Source organism: Bacillus basilensis (assembly GCF_050630465.1).
Classification (GTDB): domain Bacteria; phylum Bacillota; class Bacilli; order Bacillales; family Bacillaceae_G; genus Bacillus_A; species Bacillus_A basilensis.
Window position 1 is genome coordinate 1 of the sequence record NZ_JBNTQO010000010.1, and the last position, 23643, is coordinate 23643.

A 23643-nucleotide genomic window follows, 5' to 3' on the forward strand; every position below is an offset into this window, starting at 1 on the left:
TCAGCCGTTATCTGAACTTGAGCAATCTAGGGGGAAATATGTCTAGATTGGAACAAGGGTGGAACCACGAAAACACACTCGTCCCTTTCCTAGGGACGAGTGTGTTTTTTTACGGATCTTAAGATTGAAAATTTTAAATAATTAAAAAATAGTATTGATTTTGTTTTTTATGCGAGTATAATGAGTTAACAAATAAACATGAACGAAAAAGTAACGATAAGGACACGAAATCATTTTTACGGTTTACAGAGAGGGAAGTCAAGGGTGTGAGCTTCCTAACACGAGAAATGGTTTTACCACCTTTGAACTTCAATAGTGAACGAGCAATCTAGTAATTATTGACGGTATCAGCCGTTATCTGAACTTGAGCAATCTAGGGGGAAATATGTCTAGATTGGAACAAGGGTGGAACCACGAAAACACATTCGTCCCTTTCCTAGGGATGAGTGTGTTTTTTTATTACTTTGAAAGGAGGTGCTGTAACATGAAACGATTTGTACGTACGGAAATAACCACCACCTGCACAATTAAAAGGCAGAGCAAGGTGATTGATAGAGATAAAAAACAAAATTGTAGGAGGAGATTAGAAGATGAATAACGTTATTAATGTTGGGGTGTTAGGATTAGGTACAGTCGGAAGTGGTGTTGTCCATATTTTGAAAGAACATTATAAAAAAATCGCTCTTGATACAGGATATGAAGTAAAGGTAAAGACAGTCGTTGTACGTGATTTAGAAAAAGAACGTGATGTTTGCATCGATGGAATCGTAGTAACAAGTCATGTCGATGAAGTTCTAAATGATTCAAATATTGATATTGTAGTAGAGGTAATGGGCGGAATTGAAGAAGCAAAACAGCATATTGTTAAGGCTTTACGAAATAAGAAACATGTCGTAACAGCAAATAAAGATTTAATGGCTGTATACGGTGCGGAGCTTCTCCAATTAGCGAATGAAAATGATTGTGATCTATGTTATGAGGCAAGTGTAGCGGGTGGTATTCCAGTGTTAAGAGGATTAACGGACGGATTAGCTTCAGATCAAATTGAAAAAATAATGGGAATTGTAAATGGCACAACAAATTATATGTTAACAAAGATGAGTCAAAAGGGATGGTCTTATGAAGAGGCTTTACAGGAAGCACAAAAATTAGGTTTTGCAGAATCGGATCCGACTGCAGATGTAGATGGATTAGATGCAGCGAGAAAAGTAGCAATTCTTGCAAATTTAGGTTTTTCGATGAATGTTTCTTTAGATGATGTGCAAGTAAGAGGGATTCGAAAGGTCGAAAAAGAAGATTTACAAATGGCTGAAAAGTTAGGGTTTACTATGAAATTAATTGGTAAAGCAGAGAAACAAGGATCAGCCATTCATTTAAGTGTAGAACCGACTCTTTTACCAAGTCATCATCCATTATCAAATGTAAATAATGAATTTAATGCCGTATATGTTCACGGTCAAGCAGTAGGAGAAGTAATGTTTTACGGACCTGGAGCAGGTAAATTGCCGACTGGTTCTGCTGTAGTAAGTGATATTATTTCAATCGTTAAAAATATGAATCAAGTTCAGAAAAATAAAAGTGCGTTAAAAGAACCAGAACCATATGAATTACAAGGGGATGAAGAAGTCTTTTCGAAATATTTCTTACGTATCTCATTACGAGATGAACCTGGGATGTTACAAAAAATAACAGAATGTTTCGTTAATTATTCTGTAAGTTTAAAAGAAGTTATTCAATTACCTTTAAATCGTGAACTTGCAGAAGTCGTTGTTGTGACACATCAAACTTCAAAGTATCAATTCGAACGAGTTTTAGAGGCGATAGAAGATGTCGCAAGTGAAATAAACAGTTACTACATTATTGAGGAGGAAAAACAATATGTATAAAGGACTATTAAACCAATATGCTTCTTATTTACCTGTAAATGAAAACACACCTGATGTGAGCTTAATGGAAGGAAATACACCCCTTATTCCGTTATTAAATATATCAAAACAATTAGGGATTCAGTTATACGGTAAGTACGAAGGAGCGAATCCGACAGGTTCTTTTAAAGATCGTGGTATGGTAATGGCAGTCGCAAAGGCGAAAGAAGAAGGTTCGGAGGCCATTATTTGTGCATCGACAGGTAATACATCAGCATCGGCTGCCGCATACGCGGCACGCCTTGGAATGAAATGTGTTATCGTAATACCGGAAGGAAAGATTGCGCATGGAAAATTAGCGCAAGCAGTTGCCTATGGTGCTGAAATCATTTCAATAGAAGGAAATTTTGATGATGCACTAAAGGCTGTAAGAAATATTGCTGCAGAAGAGCCGATTACGTTAGTAAACTCTGTAAATCCTTATCGAATTGAAGGGCAAAAAACAGCAGCATTTGAAATTTGTGACCAATTGCAAAGTGCACCAGATGTTTTAGCGATTCCTGTTGGGAATGCCGGGAATATTACAGCGTACTGGAAAGGTTTCTGTGAATATGGGAAAGAAAAAGGCTATAAAAAGCCAAGAATTCACGGATTTGAAGCGGAAGGAGCAGCTGCTATTGTAAAAGGGCATGTCATTGAAGAGCCCGAAACAATTGCAACAGCGATTCGCATCGGTAACCCAGCAAGTTGGTCATATGCTGTAGAGGCTGCCGAGCAATCTCACGGTGAAATAGATATGGTATCAGATGAAGAGATTTTACATGCGTATAGATTATTAGCAAAATTGGAAGGGGTTTTCGCTGAGCCAGGATCAAATGCTTCATTAGCGGGCGTAATTAAACATGTTCAATCTGGAAAAATCAAAAAAGGAGAAACAGTTGTTGCAGTTTTAACTGGAAATGGCTTGAAAGATCCTGATATCGCAATTTCTTCTAATACATTAGATATTGCAAGTGTTTCAAATAATTTAGAACAAATTAAGGAGCATATTAAAGGGGTGATTATGTCGTGATACCATTAAGTATTCGTGTTCCTGCTAGTACAGCAAATGTTGGACCTGGATTTGATTCAGTAGGAATAGCTTTGTCATTATATTTAAATGTAGTAGTAAAAGAAAAAGCTGATAAATGGCAAGTAATCCATTCCTTTGAAGAGTCTATTCCGACAGACGATAAAAATTTAATCGTAAGCACGGCATGTAAAGTATGTCCTTCTTTATCACCCCATATAATAGAAGTTACTAGTAATATCCCACTAACAAGAGGACTAGGAAGTAGCGCATCAGCAATTGTAGCTGGGATAGAGCTTGCGAATCAACTAGGCAATTTGAACTTAACTACTAATCAAAAAGTTCAAATTGCTACAAATCTTGAAGGACATCCTGATAATGTTGCTGCTTCTATATTGGGAGGGACTGTAATCGGAGCACTTGATGGAAAGGATGTTTCTGTTGTAAGAATTGAAAGTAAGGAATTAGGCGTAATTTCTCTTATTCCAAATGAAGAGCTAAATACAGATGAAAGCCGATCTGTATTACCAGATATGTTTCCGTTTCATGAAGCAGTAAAGGCTAGTGCGATAAGCAACGTATTAGTAGCTGCGTTTTGTCAAAAGAAATGGGAAGTTGTAGGAGAAATGATGGAAAGAGATCATTTTCACGAGCCATATCGTTTAGAGCTCGTACCGTTATTACCATCTATACGTAAATGTGCAAAAGAATTCGGAGCATATGGCACAGCACTTAGTGGCGCAGGACCATCTATTTTTATTTTAACGCCGTATGAGAAACGTCAAGAAATTGCTGAGCAATTAGCGAGAGTATTTACGTCTATGAAAGTGTGTGAGTTAGAAATTGATCATAGAGGGACTACTGTAAATAAGAAAGAACATATTGGATTATAAAGAAAGCTAGCATCGCTAGCTTTCTTTATGTTGTAAATATCTTTTAAGTTTGCATATAAAAGAAAAATATTAATGTATAATTTAGTAAAGAGTGTATTAATTTGGAGGTGATCGTATGAAGAAAGAATCACCGGAAGAAAAAAGAGAACTTATAAGGCAAAGTGAATTGAAAAATAATCCTACAGGTTCTTTAAAGGATGGACTTAACAGAGCTGAAACAGGTAGTCCAGTTGATATGACGGGTGGTATGAATTGGAAAGGTACAGGGCTAGTAATTTTAGTGCTAGTTTTAGGATATATTATATACACTTATTTTTTTAGTTAAGAAATGCATGTTAAAACTTTGAATGATTTGCTTTCATATTTAGTGAGGATAAAAGACCACGGTTAGAGTACTACATATATATTCTAAGCAGATAATAGTTGTTCATATACACTTATTTTTAATACTCAAAATAGAGCTAGCGTTATGCTGGCTCTATTTTTTTGCCATATTCCTGTAACAAAGCCCCTGTATATTCAGTGGTGGAGGTGCAGAAGATGAAAAAAATGATAGCGATATGTCTGCTTACAACCATGTCATTTTCGACTTTAGTCGGGTGTGATGTAAAAGATAACAATGCTGTACAAAGGTCTAAAATAAAGAAAGCGACATATAAAGAGTTTACTTACGATGTAAATCCAGAGACTTTCACGTTAATTGTAGAACATGACGGTGTAAAGGAACAGGCGTCACAGCCGTTGCCGAAAATGAAGGTGTCGAATGTAAAAAAAGACAAGGGTCGCACATCTTGGGAATATCCAGATCAAAAAGTAAAAGTGAATCTAGTAAAGAAAAAAGATCACTTAAATATCGAGGTGGAATCGACTGGTGCAGAAAGCTTTACATGGCCGAAAGTACAAGCTGAAACTTATACACTTCCGTTATGGGAAGGGAAGCAAATTCCGAGTAATGATGAAAATTGGAAAAAGTTTTTAAAGGATGATGCATATTCATTTGCTGAATCATTTTCTATGAAGTTTTTTGCATTACATGGTTCGAAATATTCCATTGTATATATTGCGAACAATATGTTTAATAATGAATTGAAATTTCATTCGGATCCGAAAATAGGATTTGATTTCATACATGAATTTCCGCGTATAAATAAAAACAAAACATATGGATTTCAGTTATACGTGACAAATAATGATGCAGTAAGTATTGCGAAACTATATAAAGACAATATCGCTCGAAAAGGTGAATTCAAAACATTAGAAGAAAAGGCTAGAAAAAATAAAGAGATAGAAAAGCTTTACGGCGCAGCTCATTTTTATTTTTGGAATCAAAATGGCTTATCAGAAAGTAATGTAAATTGGCCAAAGTTAAGAGAGCAAATAAATAGTCCTGTGTTCAGTCATATAAAAGAGCTTATTCAAAAGAATAGTTCAGAGCCTGGGGAGCTGAATGTATTTGAGCAAGTAAATAAACAAGATTTTGTTGATAAGTATCAAAAAAATGTTATTTTGCATTATATGAATGAAGTATTATCAATGAAGGAATTGTATAAAGAGGACATTTTCCTAAAAGTTGATCAGAAAGCTAGTGAGTTATTAAACAAAGGTGTAGATCATTTATCGAAGATGGAGTTATATAACTTAAATAAGCATGTATTAAAGTCGGTGCTCGGTGATGCGGTTGAAGAAGTAAGTAAATGGGGTAAGGCAGATGGAACGGATATTATAAAGGAAATGAAATCGGCAGGAATAGATAATGCATGGATTGGGTTACCGAACTGGGAACAAGGGTATATGCAGCCTGATTTCGTGACAGAAGCTAAGAAAATGGGATATTTAGTTGGCCCGTATGATTCTTACCATTCTATTCACGAAAAAGCTGATAAAAATTGGAATACAGCTTCTTTTACTGATCCATCGTTATATGAAGAGGCAACTGTGACGAAGAGAAATGGAGAAAAGGTGCAAGGGTTTTTAGGTAGAGGACGAAAATTAAATCCAACTTTATCTCTTCCTAGTGTAAAAGAACGAATGAACGACATATTACAAAATGGACCTAAATACAATTCATGGTTTATTGATTGTGATGCAACAGGTGAAATTTATGATGACTATTCGGCTAAACATATAACGACACAAGAAAAAGATTTAAAAGCAAGATTACAACGAATGGATTATATTGTGCAAGAAAAAGGTATGGTAGTTGGCTCTGAGGGCGGAAATGATTTTGCAAGTAGCACGATTGCATTTGCCCACGGCATTGAAACGCCTGTTATTAAATGGGACGATGATGATATGAGGAAAAACAAAACAAGTCCGTATTATGTGGGCGGATATTGGTCACCGAATCAAAATGTTCCAGAAAAATATGCAAAACAAGTACCGTTAAAAGAAGAGTATAAACAAGTGTATTTAAATCCTGTATATTCAGTACCGTTATATAAATTAGTATACAATGATTCTGTAATTACAACGCATCACTGGGAATGGGGAAGTTTGAAAGTAAAAGATGAGGTAGGAAACCGTATGCTATACGAATTATTGTATAACGTTCCTCCGTTGTACCATTTAGATGAAGTAGAGTGGAATAAGCATAAACAAGAAATTACGCAGCATCTGAAAGTTTGGAATGAAGTTCATGAAAAGGCAGTGAAAGAAGCAATGACGAATTTTGCATATTTGTCAGAAGATAATTTAGTACAAGCAGCTTCGTATGGGGAAAATATTAAAATTATTGTAAATTTCTCAAATGAAGATATGGAAATAGAAAAGACGAAAATAAAAGCAAAATCAGCTTTCATTATTAATAATGGAAAGCAAACTATGTATACACCAAACCAATAAAATTATAATATATAAATTTTATCGTATTTTTGTATAAATAGTGACTTGCCAAAAATAAGTACAAGAGTATAATGTGAAATGGAGTACATATTGGATTCATGCAGTAACCTTACAAAATTGTAAGGTAATTGAAAGGAAATTCAATATGAAGGTTAATAGACTTGCATTATAATTGGGAAAGAGAAAGAGAGGCGAATGGATATGAGCTCTGAATTAGAACAGAATACAAGAAGCAGTAAAAAACGTTCTAAAAGAAAGTCAATAAAATGGTTCATTTTAATTCCATTTTTCCTACTTATTTTTGGTGGAGTAGGATATGGATCGTTAATATATAATAAAGCAAAAGCAGTGGTAAGTGATGCATATGCACAAATTGATAAGTCATCGAAGCGTGATAAAGAAGTTGAACCTTTAAAGGATAACATTTCAATTCTAATCATGGGTGTTGATGGTAGTGAAATGAGAAAAAGTCAATACGGAGAAGCTGTTCGAACAGATGCACTTTTATTAGCAACAATTAATAAAGATGATAAATCAGTTAAATTAGTAAGTATTCCGCGTGATTCACGTGTATATATTCCATCTAGAAAGAAATTAGATAAAATTACACATGCACACGTATTTGGTGGTGTGGAAAGTACACGGGATACGGTGGAAAGATTTTTAAATGTTCCTGTTGATTATTATGTGAAGTTTAACTTTGAATCATTCGTACAAATTGTCGATTCACTTGGTGGCATTGATATTGATGTACCAGTTACTTTCACAGAACAAGATAGTAAAGACCAAGCTGGTATGATCCATTTAGAAAAGGGTTATCAACATTTAAATGGAGAGCAAGCACTTGCGCTTGCAAGAACGCGTAAAATTGACAGTGATGCAATGCGTGGTCAAAGACAGCAACTTGTAATTGAAGCAATTGCTAAAAAAGCAATGTCTGTCCAATCAATTAGTAAAATGGGCTCATTACTTGATGCAGTTGATAAAAATATGAAAACGAACTTAACTTTCGATGATATGCTTGCTATTACGAAAAATATGGCAGGGTCTACCTTGGAAATGGAAAAAATGCAAATTGAAGGTACAGATAAACGTATCGGTGGTATTTATTATTACATTCCAAACGAAAAAAATGTCAAAGATATTTCGAAAAAATTAAATGATCATCTAGGTGTAACACCAAAATCAGTTCGAAATGAATAATAAAAAAGATTGGCTTCTGCCAATCTTTTTTTATCGGAATTGATTTGTAACTTTTCTGTAACGATTTTTTATTGTAGAAAAATTATACTCATATGTATGAGAATATTGGAGAAGTAAAAAGTAAAAACAAATAATTAAAATCTGTAATAAGGAAAGATATTATATGCAGAAATGGATAGGTATTATGGGAATCATTTTTATGTTGACTGGATGTAAAATGTCTGAAGCTCCAACAAATTTAATGGAAGCTCCTGCCAATGAGAAATGGATTAATGAACTAAAAGAGCAAATAGATAAAGATTTGCCTGTTAATTATCGATTGCTTACTCCAATGTCTAATAAAGATAAACAGATGATTTGGTCAATGGATTTTAAACAAGATAATAAAAAAGAAGCCATCATATTTTATAAATTATCGAATGAAGATCATAGCGTATATTTAGCTGTATATGAGGAAAGCGGCAATGGGTGGAAAATAAAGTCTACGCAAAAATTTGATGGTGGAGATGTAGATATCGTTGAAGTTGGTGATTTCACAGGGAACGGGAAGCGAGAGTTATTAATTGGAATCTCTGTAAGTCGTGAATCGCTAGAACATGTTATGTATGTTTTTTCGGAAGAAAATGAAGATATGAAGGAGATTTATAATCGACGTTATACAAAGTTATTTATAGATGATTTAAATAGAAACGGTCTTAATGATTTAAGCCTTGTTACGTATGAAAAAGATGAGAAGTTGACAGTTGAATTCATTGAACAATTTAAGACTTTATCTGAAGCGTCATTCGATCCATTTATAAATAGCATTCAAAGAATACAAATGGGCCGTATTTCAAAATCACAAAAGGCGATTGTAATTGATGCAGGAATTGGCGCTCATTCAGGTATAACGTATGTAGCAAAATTTGATGAGAATCATTATGAGGTACTACCTATAGATGGGAAAGAAGACTTGTTCAATGAATATGTTGTAGAAAGTAAAGATGTTAATGAAGACGGCATTATTGAATTTGTTCGTACTGTACGTCCAAAAGGTTGGGAAGATAAACCACATGGTGATAGCCCGCTCTTTGAACGTTACATACAGTGGAGTGAATCTGGAATTAAACCAATTGAAGAAAGATATATCGATATAGAAAAAGGGTATTATGTAAAAATTCCTAAAGAGTTAATAGGAAAAATTACGATACCAGATCAGCAAAAGGAATCAAATTCCCAAAAGTTTTTGGATATAAGTAAAAATGACATATGGCTTGAAGTCTACATTTTTAAGCGAAAAGAATGGTTCAAAATAAAAGGATATGAGGCAGCAGTTAAAACGGCTTCTCACGTATATGCAGTACCGAAACAACCAAAGTTTGAAAAAGTGAAAGTATATATAAAACCGCTAGCGGATTATCAACAAGAGTAGGGAGGTGGAAATTATGCCAACAATTTTAGTTTTAGAAGATGAAATGCCTATTCGTAGTTTTATTGTCTTAAATTTGAAACGTGCTGGATTTTATGTGTTAGAAGCTAGTACTGGAGAAGAGGCGTTACAAATTTTATGTGAACATACTGTAGATGTAGCATTGCTTGATGTAATGTTACCGGGAATTGATGGTTTTCAAGTTTGTAAAGCGATCCGAGAAGGAAATAAAAAAATGGGCATTATTATGTTAACAGCACGTGTACAAAATGAGGATAAAGTACATGGACTAGGGATTGGTGCAGATGATTATATTGCAAAGCCGTTTAGTCCAGTGGAATTAACTGCACGTATACAATCTTTATTAAGAAGAATAGAGGTACATGAAGAAAAAACAAATATAATTATGTCTGGTCCGTTTTCGTTACACATTATTGAAGAAAGAGTATATAAAGGTGGACAATTAATTGATTTAACCCCTACAGAGTATATGATATTACAGTATTTAATGAATCAGGCTTCAAAGCCCGTTTCACGTGATGAAATTTTAAATATGATTTGGGGAAACAATTATGTAGGCGAGACGAAAGTAGTAGATGTAAATATGAGACGGCTACGTCAAAAGATAGAATGTAATCCATCAGAACCTGAATTTATTCTTACTGTGTGGGGAAAAGGATATGTGTGGAAGGAAAGTATAAGATGAAACGGAAAGTGACTTTATATTTTATGACGGTCATTATACTTATGCTTGTATTATTTGAAGTAGTATTTTCAGTCTCTATTTATCGATATTATTATAATGGTATTGTGCAATATGTAGAATCTCATGCGAAGACGAGTACACGATTTTTCTCTGAATACAATTCATTATATTTTATTCGTTTGCAAGAATATAGTGGTGACATCATTAGTAGTTTTGAATTAGAAGGAACAGAATTACAATTAATTGATCGTCATGGTTCGATTATACAATCTTCAAGTGGACAAAAGGTAGAAGGTAAAGTAGTTATTCCGTATTCGTTACTAGAAGGAGAAATGTATCATCAAGTCACTACTACGAAAGACAATGTGAAACAATTGGAAGTGATTAGTCCACTTATTCATCAAGGACAAACTATCGGTGTTTTAAAATATACGACTGTATTAACACATATAAATGCTAAGATTATTGAAATTATAATGTTTACTATTTCTGTAGGTATTGTTATTTCAGGAATTGTGTTCTTAATCAGTAGACGATTAGCAAATTTGTTTGTGAAACCTATTGAATCTATTATTCATGCTTCTTCACAAATTGCAGAAGGCACATTAAAGAAGAAAATTAAAGAGGATTATCCTGGTGAATTAGGGGAGTTAGCGCGCAGTTTAAATCATATGTCTAATAAAATAGAAAAAGCGGAACAGATGAAAAATGAATTTATTGCTTCTATTTCTCATGAAATACGAACGCCTTTAACAGGAATTAAAGGTTGGAGTGAGACGTTAAAAACGGTAGATTATTTAACGGAAGAAGAGATCAAGCAAGGCATGGGAATTATTTCAGGTGAGACAGACCGATTAATTCACTTAGTAGAAGAATTGCTAGATTTTTCAAGATTACAATCAAATCATTTTAATTTATATAAACAAAAGGTGCAATTATACGATATACTAGAGGAGACGATTTGGCAATTAACTCCTAACGCTGAAGAGAAGCAAATGCAATTCATCAAAACTATAGAACGAATTGAATTGATAGGAGATCGAAATAGGCTAAAGCAAATTTTCTTAAATATTGTTCAAAATGCAATTAAATATTCACATAAAAATGGTACAGTATATATTGAAGCGACCAAAAATGAAGGACAAGCAGTCATAAAGGTGAAAGACGAAGGGATTGGGATTGCTAAAGAGCATTTACCATATATAGAACAGTCATTTTACCAGATTAATAATCATGCTACAGGTGCTGGTCTTGGTTTAGCTATCGTTAAAAAAATGGTAGAGCTTCATGGAGGTACAGTAAATATTATAAGTAAAGAAGGAATAGGAACAACCATTATGATAAAAATCCCATTATAATACATATAAAGTCTGTTTATATAGTTTAATAAAATAAATAGATGTATAATTATATTGGGTGATTTATATATAAGATTAATAGGGAGAGGAATTCGATAGAATGGAAAAAGCTTTTAAAATTAAACGAGTAGTATTCGTTTTAATAGCGATTGCAGCGGTAGCTATTGGGTATTTCATGTTTCAATCCATTACTTCACCAGCAAAGGCTGTTGCAAAACAAGAAAATGTAGTACAACTCGCAAGTGAACAACCAAAAGTAGAAATGAATAAAACGGCACCAAGTCGTTTTAATGGTAAGGAAAGAAAAGTTGCTTATCTTACATTTGATGATGGCCCAGGGAAATATACGGCTGAATTATTAAATACGTTAAAACAACATGATGCGAAGGCGACATTCTTTTTAATTGGAGCAAATGTAAAAGAATTTCCAGATTTAGTGAAACGTGAAAATGCAGAAGGTCATTATGTAGGAATGCATAGTATGACGCATAATTTTGCAAAGTTATATAAAAATGGCGAATATGTAAATGAGATGAAAGAGGATCAAAGCTTAATCGCAAATATTATTGGGAAATCACCTAAATTAACACGTCCACCATACGGTTCGATGCCTGGATTAAATGAAGGTCTTCGAAATAAAGTGGTAGAAGGCGGCTTTAGAGTGTGGGATTGGACAATTGATTCATTAGACTGGAAATATAATAAAATGCAAGTTGATGCAGCTGCAGCACAAATTGCTCAAAATGTATTAACAAATGCAACAAAACCACAGGAAGTCATTTTAATGCATGATATCCACCCGCAATCAGTTGCTGCTGTGCCAGCAATTTTAAAAGGGTTAAAAGAAAAGGGTTATGAGTTTGAAGCTTATCATGAAGAGAGTCACTTCCCAGTGAACTTCTGGCATGATAACCGTATGTAATGGAGGAATGAACGTTGAAGTATGGAAAAGTAGCAGTAGTTGGAGCACTATCAGTAGGACTATTAGCAGGTTGTTTCGGTGAAAAACCAGAAGAAAATCTATATACAGCTTTTGAAACAGCAGCGACACAAGAAAAATCTTTAGTTGATGAAGCAAAGAAACTAGAGAAGTTAGAGAAGGAAGGTCAAGATCTATATTCTCAAATTTTACAAGAAGGTAAAGATCATAATGAAGCTGTTATGAAAAAAATCGAGCAAGCTACTGCAAATGTAGATGACCGTGAAAAAGTATTAAAAAATGAGAAAGAAATGCTAGAAAAAGCTCAGAAAGAAACGAAATCCGTTCAAGGAAATATAGAGAAGCTTGAAGATAAAAAGTTACAAAAACAAGCGAAAGCAGTAGAAGAGTCGTATAAAAATCGTTATGATGCATTCCAAAAGATGAATGAAAATTATACGAAGGCGTTAGCGACTGAAAAAGAACTGTATGAAAAATTAAAAGTAAAAGAAACGAAATTAAAAGAGATTGGTGAAAAAGTTAAGGCTGTTAATGAATTAAATGTGGAAGCACAAAAATCAAAAGAGCAATTTAACAATTTTACAAAAGAGTATAATGACAGTAAATTAGCATTTTACAAAGATGCAGAGATTAAGATTAAAGATCAAAAATAAAGAAGAGTCTTAAGCGTAATAATAAGCCGGAGAAACATCGTCACAAATGTTTTTTCGGTTTTTTACGTTAAATGAATAGAAAAGACTGGAATTGATATCATAAAAGAGTTATAGTGAATTATTCCAAGGGAACATTGTAAAGTAAGGAGAATGGAAATATGTCATATGAATTTTTACTCAAATTAGGTTTAGCACTCTTTTTAGGATTATTCATCGGGATAGATAGGCAGCTAAAGAATAAACCACTTGGTGTGAAAACAAGTATGGTTATTTCTGTAGCAAGTTGTTTAATTACGATGGTTTCAATTGAATCCGTACATGTATATTCTGTTCCAGGGCATACAAATATGGATCCAATGCGTCTAGCTGCTCAAATTGTGAGTGGGATTGGTTTTCTTGGGGCAGGTGTTATTTTACGAAGAAGTAATGATGTTATTTCTGGATTAACGACAGCTTCTATGGTGTGGGCTGCTTCAGCTTTGGGTATAGCAATTGGGGCAGGATTTTATTTACAAGCGACGGTTGCTATGGTTTTAATTATTTTAGCAATTAATGTACTTCCGCAACTTGTGAAAATTGCAGGACCGTATTCATTAAGACAAAAGGACTTATCTATAAAAATTACTGTAAAAGAGCATCATGAATTAGATGGTATATTTAAGCAGATAAAAAATTTAGGAATGCATGTGAAACGAGTGAAGATTAAAGATATAGATAGTGGAGCATTTCAACAATTAGAGATGGTCATTTTAGCTCCAGAAGATTTATATACAACGGAGCTATATAGTTCACTAAAAGAGATAGATCGTGTTGTTTCAGTTGAAGTGGAAAGTAGATAATTGTAAGAAAAAAGAGTGAAGTCAATTCACTCTTTTTTTATTTGGGTTTTTAAGGAAGAAAATTGATATAATGATGAGTAAACGAGGGGGAAATAATGGAGATACATATTAGAAGAGCGATAAAAGATGATATACCGGGTATAGCAAAGGTACACGTTGATAGCTGGAAAACAACATATAAAGGGATATTCCCTAACGGATTTTTGGGGAATATAACATATGAGCAACGAGAAAAACAGTGGGAAAACATTTTTCAACAAGAAGGTAATCATCAATTTAGATTTGTAGCAGAGACGTTAAATGGAGAAATAGTTGGATTCATTGATGGGGGAATAGAAAGAAGCGATGTATATAACTGTGACGGGGAATTATATGCGATCTACCTTTTACAAACGTATCAAGGAATGCAAATAGGACAAAAGTTATTTCAAGCTTTATTATCGGAATGTATAAACAATGATATGCAATCCCTTTTAGTTTGGGTCGTTACGAATAATCCTTCTAAAAAGTTTTATGAAAAATTTAATCCTGAAAAAATTGATACGAAATTTTTAGAGAGAGTACAGATAGAAGAGACAGCGTATTGTTGGAGAGATTTGAATTTGTTATATGAACAGCTAGATAGATTGATATAAATAATAATATTATGTAAACAAATTGCGGGAAAAGGTATACCAAATAAGGTATACCTTTTTATTAATCCATTTTTGATGGATTAATAAAAAATAGTAGGTAATTAGTTTGAAAACAAGAATTTTTTTAGCGTATTTTCAACTAGGTTAAATAAAAGAAAGAAAAAAAGAAAAATTAAATTTCATAAAAAAATTCTGAAATATACTCTTGAATTGAATATCATTATCAATTAGAATCATAATTGATAACGACATTCAATTATCGTTTATTATATAAAATTTCGATAGCTTTAATATAAAGAGGAGGACCAGTATGCAGCATGCGAAACAAATCGCAGAACATGCAACATTACAAAGCTTTTTAAACTGTTATTTAAGAGAAACAGGGAGTGGAGAATGGATTACAGAGGATGAAGGAATGGAAAGTATCTTCAGTAATACGTTGAATAGAGATACAGTCCCCACATATTTATGCTGTCGGCTATCGGCACAGAACGTTACTTTGTATGGAGAAGTTATTTATAAATCATTAACAGATCGCCATTTGTTTGGAGAACAATTTTATTATCAAATTGGAGATAGTAATTCTGTTATTAAAGCAGATTACGTAACAGTTATTACTTTCTTAATAAAAGAGATGTCTATCAACTACGGAGAAGGGACGAATCCTGCTGAACTTATGCTTCGAGTTATTCGTAGTTGTCAAAATATTGAGGGATTTACAAAAGCGAGAATAGAAGACACATCTGCATTATACGGTTTCCATACAACTTTTATAGAGGCGGAGCAGTCTTTATTATTTGGACATTTAACTCACCCTACACCAAAGAGTAGACAAGGTATATTGGATTGGAAAAGTGCAATGTATTCTCCAGAATTAAAAGGAGAATGCCAGCTGCATTATTTTCGGGCACATAAAAGTATAGTGAATGAAAAATCATTATTATTAGATTCTACAACAGTAATTTTAAAAGAAGAGTTACGTAATGATGAGATGGTTAGTAAGGAATTTATCTTAAAGTATTGTAATAAAGATGAATATTCATTAATTCCAATTCACCCGCTTCAGGCAGAATGGTTATTACACCAATCTTACGTCCAGGATTGGATAGATCAAGGAGTACTTGAATATATTGGTCCTGCTGGTAAGTATTATATGGCAACATCATCACTTAGGACGTTATATCATCCCGATTCAAAGTATATGCTTAAGTTTTCATTTCCGGTAAAAGTAACAAATTCAATGCGCATTAATAAATTGAAGGAACTTGAGAGTGGTCTTGAAGGGAAGGAAATGTTAAATACGGCTATTGGTGAAGTACTAGAAAAGTTTCCCGGCTTTGATTTTATTTGTGATCCAGCATTTATTACATTAAATTATGGAACACAAGAATCAGGATTTGAAGTAATTATACGAGAGAATCCTTTTTATAGCGAACATGTCAATGACGCTACATTAATTGCTGGGCTAGTTCAAGATGCTATACCTGGAGAACGTACTCGCTTATCAAATATTATTCACCGCCTAGCAGATTTAGAAAGTAGAAGTTGTGAAGAAGTAAGTTTAGAGTGGTTTAGACGATATATGAATATTTCATTAAAGCCGATGGTATGGATGTATTTACAGTATGGTGTTGCATTAGAAGCTCATCAGCAAAATAGCGTTGTTCAGCTAAAGGACGGTTATCCGGTCAAATATTATTTCCGTGATAATCAAGGTTTTTATTTCTGTAATTCAATGAAAGAAATGCTTAATAATGAGTTAGCTGGTATTGGAGAACGTACTGGAAATTTGTATGACGACTATATTGTAGATGAAAGATTTCGTTACTACTTAATTTTTAATCATATGTTTGGACTTATTAACGGATTTGGTACAGCTGGATTAATTAAGGAGGAAATTCTTCTCACGGAATTAAGATCTGTACTTGAATCGTTCCTTCCTTATAATCGTGAACCTTCTACCTTTTTAAGAGAATTGTTGGAAGAGGATAAGTTGGCATGTAAAGCAAATTTATTAACGAGATTTTTTGATGTCGACGAGTTAAGTAATCCTTTAGAACAAGCAATTTACGTACAGGTACAGAATCCGCTCGTTAGAGAAGTGGCTGTTCGTTCATAAATAGTATTAAAATTTCACGTAATACAATTAATGGTATTTTTCGTAAGGTAGAGGAGGTTATGAGAATGGACATGTATCATACGAAAATATTGAAAGCGCTTGAGTCAGAAGATTACATTTCAGTACGAAGAAGAGTTTTATGTCAATTAGTAGAGTCGTTAATTTATGAGGGTATCATTATACCAGTTCGTATAGAAAAAGAAGAAAAAATTCTTTTTCTTATACAAGGACTTGATGAGGAAAACAAAAGTGTCACGTACGAATGTTACGGAAGAGAACGAATGACATTTGGACGTATCTCTATAGATTCATTAATAGTAAGAGTTCAAGAGGAAAAACAAGAAATACAATCAGTTTCGCAATTTTTGGAAGAAGTTTTTCGGGTTGTTAACGTAGAACAAACGAAATTAGATTCTTTTATTCACGAATTAGAACAAACGATATTTAAAGACACGATTGCACAATATGAAAGACGTAATAAGTTGAAATTTACTCAAAAATCATACGATGACTTTGAAAGCCATTTAATTGATGGTCACCCATATCATCCAAGCTATAAAGCACGCATTGGGTTTCAATATCGTGACAATTTTCAATATGGATATGAATTTATGAGGCCAATAAAACTTATATGGATTGCAGCTCATAAGAAATATGCGGCTGTAGGTTATGAAAATGAAGTGATTTATGACAAAATTTTAAAAGATGAAGTAGGTGAGCACAAATTAGAAGCGTATAAGGAACGAATTCACAGTGCGGGATGTGATCCAAAGCAGTACGTGTTTATACCTGTTCATCCTTGGCAATGGGAGAATTTCATCATTCCAAATTACGCTGAGTATATACAGGATAAAAGTATTATTTATTTAGGGGAATCAGCGGACGATTATTGTGCGCAACAATCTATGAGAACGTTAAGAAATGTTACGAATCCAAAGAGGCCATATGTAAAAGTATCGCTGAATATACTTAACACTTCGACACTCCGTACGCTGAAACCATATTCAGTTGCGAGTGCACCAGCTATATCGAATTGGTTAAGTGATATCGTAAGTCAAGATTCTTATTTAAGGGATGAATCACGTGTAATTTTGTTAAAGGAATTTTCGAGTGTAACGTATGATACGAATAAGAAAGCCACATATGGTTCATTAGGATGCATTTGGCGTGAAAGTGTTCATAATTATTTAGATGAGCAAGAGGATGCAGTTCCCTTTAACGGCTTATATGCAAAAGAGAAAGATGGGACACCAGTTATTGATGCATGGTTAAGCAAATATGGGATAGAAAATTGGCTGCGATTACTTATTCAAAAAGCGATAATACCTGTATTACATCTTGTTGTAGAGCACGGAATTTCACTCGAATCACACGGTCAAAATATGATTTTAGTTCATAAAGAAGGGCTACCTGTCCGTATTGCATTAAAGGATTTCCATGAAGGACTTGAGTTTTATCGTCCATTCTTAAAAGAAATGAATAAATGTCCGGACTTTACTAAAATGCATAAAACGTATGCGAATGGAAAAATGAATGATTTCTTTGAAATGGATCGTATCGAATGTTTACAAGAGATGGTACTAGATGCACTGTTCTTATTTAATGTAGGGGAATTAGCTTTCGTACTTGCGGATGAATATGAATGGAAAGAAGCAAGTTTTTGGATGATAGTGGTTGAAGAAATTGAAAATCATTTTAGAAAATATCCACATTTGAAAGATAGATTTGAAAGTATTCAGCTATACACTCCTACATTCTATGCGGAGCAATTAACGAAGCGTCGATTGTATATGGATGTGGAATCGCTAGTTCATGAAGTTCCAAATCCATTGTATAGAGCAAGGCAACTTAACATACAAAAATCAGTTGTTACAGGGGGAAATTATGCTAATCGTTAATAAACAAGAGTATAGCAAAAGTGATTTTGATTTGAGATTACAAGTTTACGAAGAAATGGAACAATTTCAAGAAGCGGAAGGAAATAGATTTGCGCTTTGTCTGAAGGACCCATTTGACATTATTACGCTTGTATTTTACTTAAAAGAAAAGAAATCATCAGTATTACTTATACATGAAGATACGCCAAAAGAAACGGCTATTGAAATGGCAAAGCGTGCAAATTGTATAGGGGTTTTATATGAAGAATATAGAGATTTTACAAAACTAGAAGTAGAGGATTTTTTACTAGAAGAGCCTTCTTTATTGCAATATAGTTCTGGAACAACAGGGGAACCGAAACTGATTCGTAGAGCATGGACGGAAGTTGATAAAGAAATTACTGCTTATAATGAAGCTTTAAACTGCAAAGAGGATGAAGTGCCGATTGTTATGGCTCCTGTTTCACATTCATACGGACTAATATGTGGTACGTTATCTGCAATTACGAGGGGAAGCAAGCCTATCATCATTACGAATAAAAATCCTAAATTTGCATTAAATATCGTTCGCAATACAGAAAAACATATCATATACGCAGTACCACTTATGCTACATATTATGGGGAGTTTCCCGCAAGGAACGTTTCAGTTTCATAAAATTATGACATCCGGAGCGCCTTTGCCAGAAGCATTATTTTATAAACTAAAAGAAACGACAACATATATGATGCAACAATACGGTTGTTCTGAGGCAGGTTGTATTAGTATATGTCATGATATGAAAAGCCATTTAGATTTAGGAAATCCGCTATCTCATGCGAGTATAAGCATAGGTTCAGATGAAAATATGCCTGAAGAAATTGTAGTGAAAATGAACGATAAGGAAATTTTTACGAAAGATTTAGGGTATAAATCTGAACGTGGCATTCATTTTATGGGGCGTATGGATGATGTGATTAACGTTTCAGGATTAAAAGTTTTTCCTATAGAGGTAGAAGAAACAATGCTTCGATTGGAAGGTGTTCAAGAGGCAATTGTATATCGAGGGAAACATCCTGTGATGGGTGAAATTGTTAAAGCGAAAGTAATCTCTCAAATTGATCCCGTGCAAATAAGAGAATGGTGTATGCAGCATTTACCATCTTATAAAGTTCCGCATGAAATTGAAAGTGTAACTGAAATTCCGAAAAATAAAACTGGAAAAGTAAGTAGAAAGTTACTAGAGATGGGAGAGGTTACAGCATGAGACGGGAAGCATTAAAGAATGCCGTATTAAAAATTATGACAGAAAAAATGGAACTGAAGAATATAACGCATTTAGAAGAAACGATGCACTTAAATCAAGATTTATATATAGATTCGGTAATGATGTTACAACTCATTGTATACATAGAAATGGATTTAAAGCTATGCGTTCCAGAGGATGAAGTAGATCCAAAGGCATTTCTTACTGTAGGATCTTTGCTTGATTTTATGGAAGAGTTACAGCCGTTACAGGATATAAATGTGAATAACTAACCTTTAGGAAAGTGGATGAGAGTATGACTTCAATAAAAGTGCATTGTTTAGTAAGTTGTTTTTGTGAAATTATAAAAAGACGAAGCGATATAGATTTTCGTCCATTTTATTTTGGTTTATGGGATGGAGATTTTGATATAACAGATGGTGGCATTATTTCGTATCACTCCGAAAATATTAACCATGATAATTATTTATTATGGTATGAAAGATTATACGGTATTAAAGTGAACGAATGGTATGATCATGCAAAAGATAAAGATAGCAATGTAGAAACGTTTTTAGAATTAGTAGAAAATAAGCCTGAAAATCGTTTCGTAATTGTAATGGTTGATATGTCTCTATTACCAGAGAGAGAAAATAAGTTTCATCAAAAGCCATTTCCGCATTATTTAATGATATCGAAGACAGAGAAAGAAGAAGAATGGTTCATGCTAGATCCTGATTTTCGCTGGGAAGGGAATATGGAAAGAGAAAAAGTGCTTCACTCTGTTCAAGATAACCCATTTGGTGGAGGCTATTTCATTGATGTAGAAGGAATTCAAGAACCAACACAAGAAATGGTAGCTAGTTATTTCACAGAAACATTCAAAAAGAACGACAATGAACTGACTATGGAGCTAAAAAACTTAATTATAAAAATGGCAAATGAGGAAGATGGATATGCGCTTTCTGGTCTTGTAGCAGGAGTAAAACAAATACCAGTACTTGCAATTCGTAAATATAGTTATGAACATGCCTTTGCATACTTCCGTGAAACGTTGCAATATTCGGAGCGAGAATTTGATTATTGGTGTGATCGGGTAGAAGATATTGTACAAGGATTTACAAATGTACAGTATCGTGCAATTAAAATGGCAATGACGAACAATAAAGGTATGTTATTATCAATTGTTGAAAAGCTGGATGAAATGAATGCAATTGAACTGCAAATTAAGGAGGAATTAGAGAAACAATTTCTATCTTGGAAAGCTATAAAAATAAATCAGTCTGTCGTAACTCTTTAAAAAGTTTACTGAATTTAAGACAAGGGAGTTTAAAGCTATGAAATATTCACTATGTACCATTTCATTTCGCCATCAATTAATTTCATTTACTGATATTGTTCAATTTGCATATGAAAACGGTTTTGAAGGAATTGAATTGTGGGGGACTCATGCGCAAAATTTGTATATACAAGAGTATGAAACGACAGAACGAGAATTGAATTGTTTAAAGGATAAAACCTTGGAAATTACGATGATAAGTGATTACTTAGACATATCATTATCGGCAGATTTTGAAAAAACGATAGAGAAATGTGAACAACTTGCAATACTAGCTAATTGGTTTAAAACGAACAAAATTCGTACGTTTGCTGGACAAAAAGGTAGTGCAGATTTTTCGCAACAAGAGAGACAAGAGTATGTGAATCGTATTCGCATGATTTGTGAAGTATTTGCTCAGCATAATATGTATGTACTTTTAGAAACACATCCAAATACGTTAACGGATACGTTGCCTTCTACTTTGGAACTATTAGGCGAAGTAGATCATCCGAATTTGAAAATAAATCTTGATTTTCTTCATATATGGGAGTCTGGTGCAGATCCAGTTGACAGCTTCCAACAACTAAGGCCGTGGATACAACATTACCATTTTAAGAATATATCGTCAGCAGATTATTTACATGTGTTTGAACCGAATAATGTATATGCAGCAGCTGGAAGTCGTACTGGTATGGTTCCATTATTTGAAGGTATCGTAAATTATGATGAGATTATTCAAGAAGTGAGAGATACTGACCATTTCGCTTCACTTGAATGGTTTGGACATAACGCGAAAGAGATATTAAGAGAAGAAATGAAAGTATTAACAAATAGAAATTTGGTAGTAGTAACTTCGTAAAGTGAAATGGTGAAAGAGTCTCGTTAAGTGACTCTTTTTTTATAATGAAAAATAACCAAAAATTACCATGTATCTTAATTCGAATTTAACACAATTTATATATAAATAAGGAGGTGATTGGTAATGGCTAGAAATCGTAATTCTAATCAATTAGCATCACATGGAGCACAAGCGGCTTTAGATCAAATGAAATATGAAATTGCACAAGAGTTTGGTGTACAACTTGGCGCTGACACTTCTTCACGTGCAAACGGTTCTGTAGGCGGTGAAATCACTAAACGCCTAGTAGCGATGGCAGAACAACAACTTGGTGGCGGATATACTCGCTAATTGTAGAAGGTTATAGGAGAAAGGAAGGATTCTTCCTTTCTTTTTTTTTTCAATTAATTGGTATGGATATATTGCGAACTGGATTCAAAGAATAGGAATAATACTATATTTTCCCCAATTTCTTTTGTTGTAAATGGGAAGTAGTACAGATGTAATAGCCCTGGTGGAATGAACAATTACGTTCCAGCAGGGCTATTATATGGTAAGAAATATATGATGAAAGGTTCCGAAGCCGACATGTTAAAAAAAGAAAACTGTTGTTTAATTGCGCTTGCATCAGTTCCACTTGTTATGACATTAGGGAATTCAATGCTCATTCCAATCCTACCGACTATCGAAAAAAAATTACATATTTCATCGTTTCAAGTATCCATGATTATTACAATTTACTCTATTGTAGCCATTTTACTTATACCGATTGCTGGTTATTTATCAGATAGATGGGGACGAAAGATGGTAATGGTTCCGAGTTTGCTGATTGCGGCTATAGGAGGAGCGATAACTGGTTGGGTATCTTGGAAAGTTGATAATCCCTACACTTGGATATTGATTGGTAGAGCGATTCAAGGTATTGGTGCTGCTGGTGCAATGCCAGTTGTTATACCGTGTGTTGGTGATTTATACAAGGATGAAAAACAAGTTAGTACAGGTTTAGGAATCATAGAAACATCCAATACATTTGGGAAAGTGCTGAGCCCTATTTTAGGTTCTGCTCTTGCTGCCATTGTATGGTTCTTACCGTTTTGGGCGATTCCAGTTTTATGCGTAGTATCAATTGTTTTATTACTTGTTCTAGTAAAGGCAAAGAAACAAGAAGGAGAAGTACCACCACTTAAAGAGTTTATAAAATCAATTCTTGCTACGTTTCGTGAAAAAGGAAGATGGTTAATTGCCATTTTTGCATTAGGTGCAATTATTATGCTTATTTTATTCGGAATTCTCTTTTATTTGTCAACTATACTGGAATCAAAGTATGACATTCATGGTATATGGAAAGGATGTGTACTTGCGATTCCGTTACTTGTACTGTCAATTAGTTCATATATGGCTGGTAAAAAAATTGGAGATAATCAAAATATGATGAAGAAGTGTATTTATATTGGTTTTTTAATGGCAGCTGCATCAGTCATCATTCCTTTATTTATAAAAGGGATTTATTTACTACTTCTTTGTCTCGTTATTATGGGGATAGGAATTGGTATGGCACTCCCATGTTTAGATGCTTTAATTACACAAGGAATTGAAAAGGAGCAAAGGGGAACGGTTACGTCATTTTATAGTTCAATGCGATTTATCGGTGTAGCAGCTGGACCACCTCTATATTCTTTTTTCATGAAAGGTGCTGACCATGAAGTATTTTATTTAACAAGTATATTCGCTGGGATCGGTGCTGCTATAGCAATCATCTGGATTAAACCAGCAAAAGATGCAAAGACGGTAAAACAGAAACCGGAACCTACTTCATAATTTGTAAGAGAATTGCATGATGTTTTCAGTAACAT

21 protein-coding genes and 1 other annotated feature are annotated in these 23643 nt (G+C 33.8%); all 21 genes read left to right on the plus strand.

Annotation, left to right across the window (positions count from 1 at the left end):
* The first annotated feature begins 204 nt into the window (after window positions 1–204).
* Window positions 205–436: a binding site (T-box leader), on the plus strand.
* Window positions 437–590: 154 nt separating this feature from the next.
* The 21 genes from ACQVV1_RS18390 (at window position 591) to bcbE (ending at window position 23608) form a co-directional block, all read left to right on the plus strand.
* Window positions 591–1886 (plus strand): homoserine dehydrogenase, encoded by a 1296-nt coding sequence (locus tag ACQVV1_RS18390; protein ID WP_431169334.1) that lies wholly within the window; start codon window positions 591–593, stop codon window positions 1884–1886.
* Window positions 1879–2937 (plus strand): threonine synthase, encoded by a 1059-nt coding sequence (gene thrC / locus ACQVV1_RS18395; protein ID WP_309260028.1) that lies wholly within the window; start codon window positions 1879–1881, stop codon window positions 2935–2937. The genes ACQVV1_RS18390 and thrC overlap by 8 nt, the downstream gene beginning before the upstream one ends.
* Complete coding sequence (thrB, locus tag ACQVV1_RS18400; protein ID WP_309260029.1) at window positions 2934–3827, plus strand: homoserine kinase; 894 nt, start codon at window positions 2934–2936, stop codon at window positions 3825–3827. The genes thrC and thrB overlap by 4 nt, the downstream gene beginning before the upstream one ends.
* A gap of 115 nt (window positions 3828–3942) precedes the next feature.
* On the plus strand, window positions 3943–4152 hold the full coding sequence (locus tag ACQVV1_RS18405) for a DUF6366 family protein (RefSeq protein ID WP_063221738.1): 210 nt from the start codon (window positions 3943–3945) through the stop codon (window positions 4150–4152).
* Between the two features lie 215 nt (window positions 4153–4367).
* Window positions 4368–6668 (plus strand): glycoside hydrolase, encoded by a 2301-nt coding sequence (locus tag ACQVV1_RS18410; protein ID WP_431169335.1) that lies wholly within the window; start codon window positions 4368–4370, stop codon window positions 6666–6668.
* A 201-nt stretch (window positions 6669–6869) separates the two neighbouring features.
* On the plus strand, window positions 6870–7871 hold the full coding sequence (locus tag ACQVV1_RS18415) for an LCP family protein (RefSeq protein ID WP_431169336.1): 1002 nt from the start codon (window positions 6870–6872) through the stop codon (window positions 7869–7871).
* A 163-nt stretch (window positions 7872–8034) separates the two neighbouring features.
* Window positions 8035–9282, plus strand: coding sequence for a hypothetical protein (locus tag ACQVV1_RS18420; protein ID WP_431169338.1), 1248 nt, complete (start codon window positions 8035–8037; stop codon window positions 9280–9282).
* A gap of 13 nt (window positions 9283–9295) precedes the next feature.
* The gene (locus ACQVV1_RS18425) at window positions 9296–9985 is read left to right on the plus strand and encodes a response regulator transcription factor (protein WP_063221735.1); all 690 of its coding nucleotides are present in this window, start codon (window positions 9296–9298) and stop codon (window positions 9983–9985) included.
* Window positions 9982–11343, plus strand: coding sequence for a sensor histidine kinase (locus ACQVV1_RS18430; RefSeq protein ID WP_431169340.1), 1362 nt, complete (start codon window positions 9982–9984; stop codon window positions 11341–11343). The genes ACQVV1_RS18425 and ACQVV1_RS18430 overlap by 4 nt, the downstream gene beginning before the upstream one ends.
* 100 nt (window positions 11344–11443) lie before the next feature.
* The gene (locus tag ACQVV1_RS18435; RefSeq protein WP_063221733.1) at window positions 11444–12265 is read left to right on the plus strand and encodes a peptidoglycan-N-acetylglucosamine deacetylase; all 822 of its coding nucleotides are present in this window, start codon (window positions 11444–11446) and stop codon (window positions 12263–12265) included.
* A 14-nt stretch (window positions 12266–12279) separates the two neighbouring features.
* Window positions 12280–12936, plus strand: coding sequence for a YkyA family protein (locus ACQVV1_RS18440; protein ID WP_431169341.1), 657 nt, complete (start codon window positions 12280–12282; stop codon window positions 12934–12936).
* Window positions 12937–13094: 158 nt separating this feature from the next.
* On the plus strand, window positions 13095–13775 hold the full coding sequence (locus ACQVV1_RS18445) for an MgtC/SapB family protein (protein WP_000119510.1): 681 nt from the start codon (window positions 13095–13097) through the stop codon (window positions 13773–13775).
* A 95-nt stretch (window positions 13776–13870) separates the two neighbouring features.
* A complete protein-coding gene (locus tag ACQVV1_RS18450; protein ID WP_431169342.1) occupies window positions 13871–14410 on the plus strand; it encodes a GNAT family N-acetyltransferase in 540 nt (179 codons plus the stop codon).
* 310 nt (window positions 14411–14720) lie between these two features.
* Window positions 14721–16529: a petrobactin biosynthesis protein AsbA gene (asbA, locus tag ACQVV1_RS18455; protein WP_431169343.1), complete on the plus strand. Its 1809-nt coding sequence runs from the start codon at window positions 14721–14723 to the stop codon at window positions 16527–16529.
* 59 nt (window positions 16530–16588) lie between these two features.
* The gene (locus tag ACQVV1_RS18460; protein WP_431169344.1) at window positions 16589–18427 is read left to right on the plus strand and encodes an IucA/IucC family protein; all 1839 of its coding nucleotides are present in this window, start codon (window positions 16589–16591) and stop codon (window positions 18425–18427) included.
* Window positions 18414–19652 (plus strand): AMP-binding protein, encoded by a 1239-nt coding sequence (locus ACQVV1_RS18465; RefSeq protein WP_063221728.1) that lies wholly within the window; start codon window positions 18414–18416, stop codon window positions 19650–19652. Before ACQVV1_RS18460 ends, ACQVV1_RS18465 begins: the two co-directional genes overlap by 14 nt.
* Entirely contained in the window at window positions 19649–19924 is a 276-nt protein-coding gene (gene asbD, locus ACQVV1_RS18470) for a petrobactin biosynthesis protein AsbD (protein ID WP_063221727.1), read from the plus strand. Before ACQVV1_RS18465 ends, asbD begins: the two co-directional genes overlap by 4 nt.
* A 23-nt stretch (window positions 19925–19947) precedes the next feature.
* Window positions 19948–20931 (plus strand): DUF6005 family protein, encoded by a 984-nt coding sequence (locus tag ACQVV1_RS18475; RefSeq protein ID WP_431169345.1) that lies wholly within the window; start codon window positions 19948–19950, stop codon window positions 20929–20931.
* A 37-nt stretch (window positions 20932–20968) separates the two neighbouring features.
* On the plus strand, window positions 20969–21811 hold the full coding sequence (gene asbF / locus ACQVV1_RS18480; protein WP_242251585.1) for a petrobactin biosynthesis 3-dehydroshikimate dehydratase AsbF: 843 nt from the start codon (window positions 20969–20971) through the stop codon (window positions 21809–21811).
* A gap of 123 nt (window positions 21812–21934) precedes the next feature.
* Window positions 21935–22141: an alpha/beta-type small acid-soluble spore protein gene (locus ACQVV1_RS18485; RefSeq protein WP_000113545.1), complete on the plus strand. Its 207-nt coding sequence runs from the start codon at window positions 21935–21937 to the stop codon at window positions 22139–22141.
* Between the two features lie 237 nt (window positions 22142–22378).
* Entirely contained in the window at window positions 22379–23608 is a 1230-nt protein-coding gene (gene bcbE / locus ACQVV1_RS18490) for a bacillibactin exporter BcbE (protein WP_309260265.1), read from the plus strand.
* The last annotated feature ends 35 nt before the right edge of the window (window positions 23609–23643 follow it).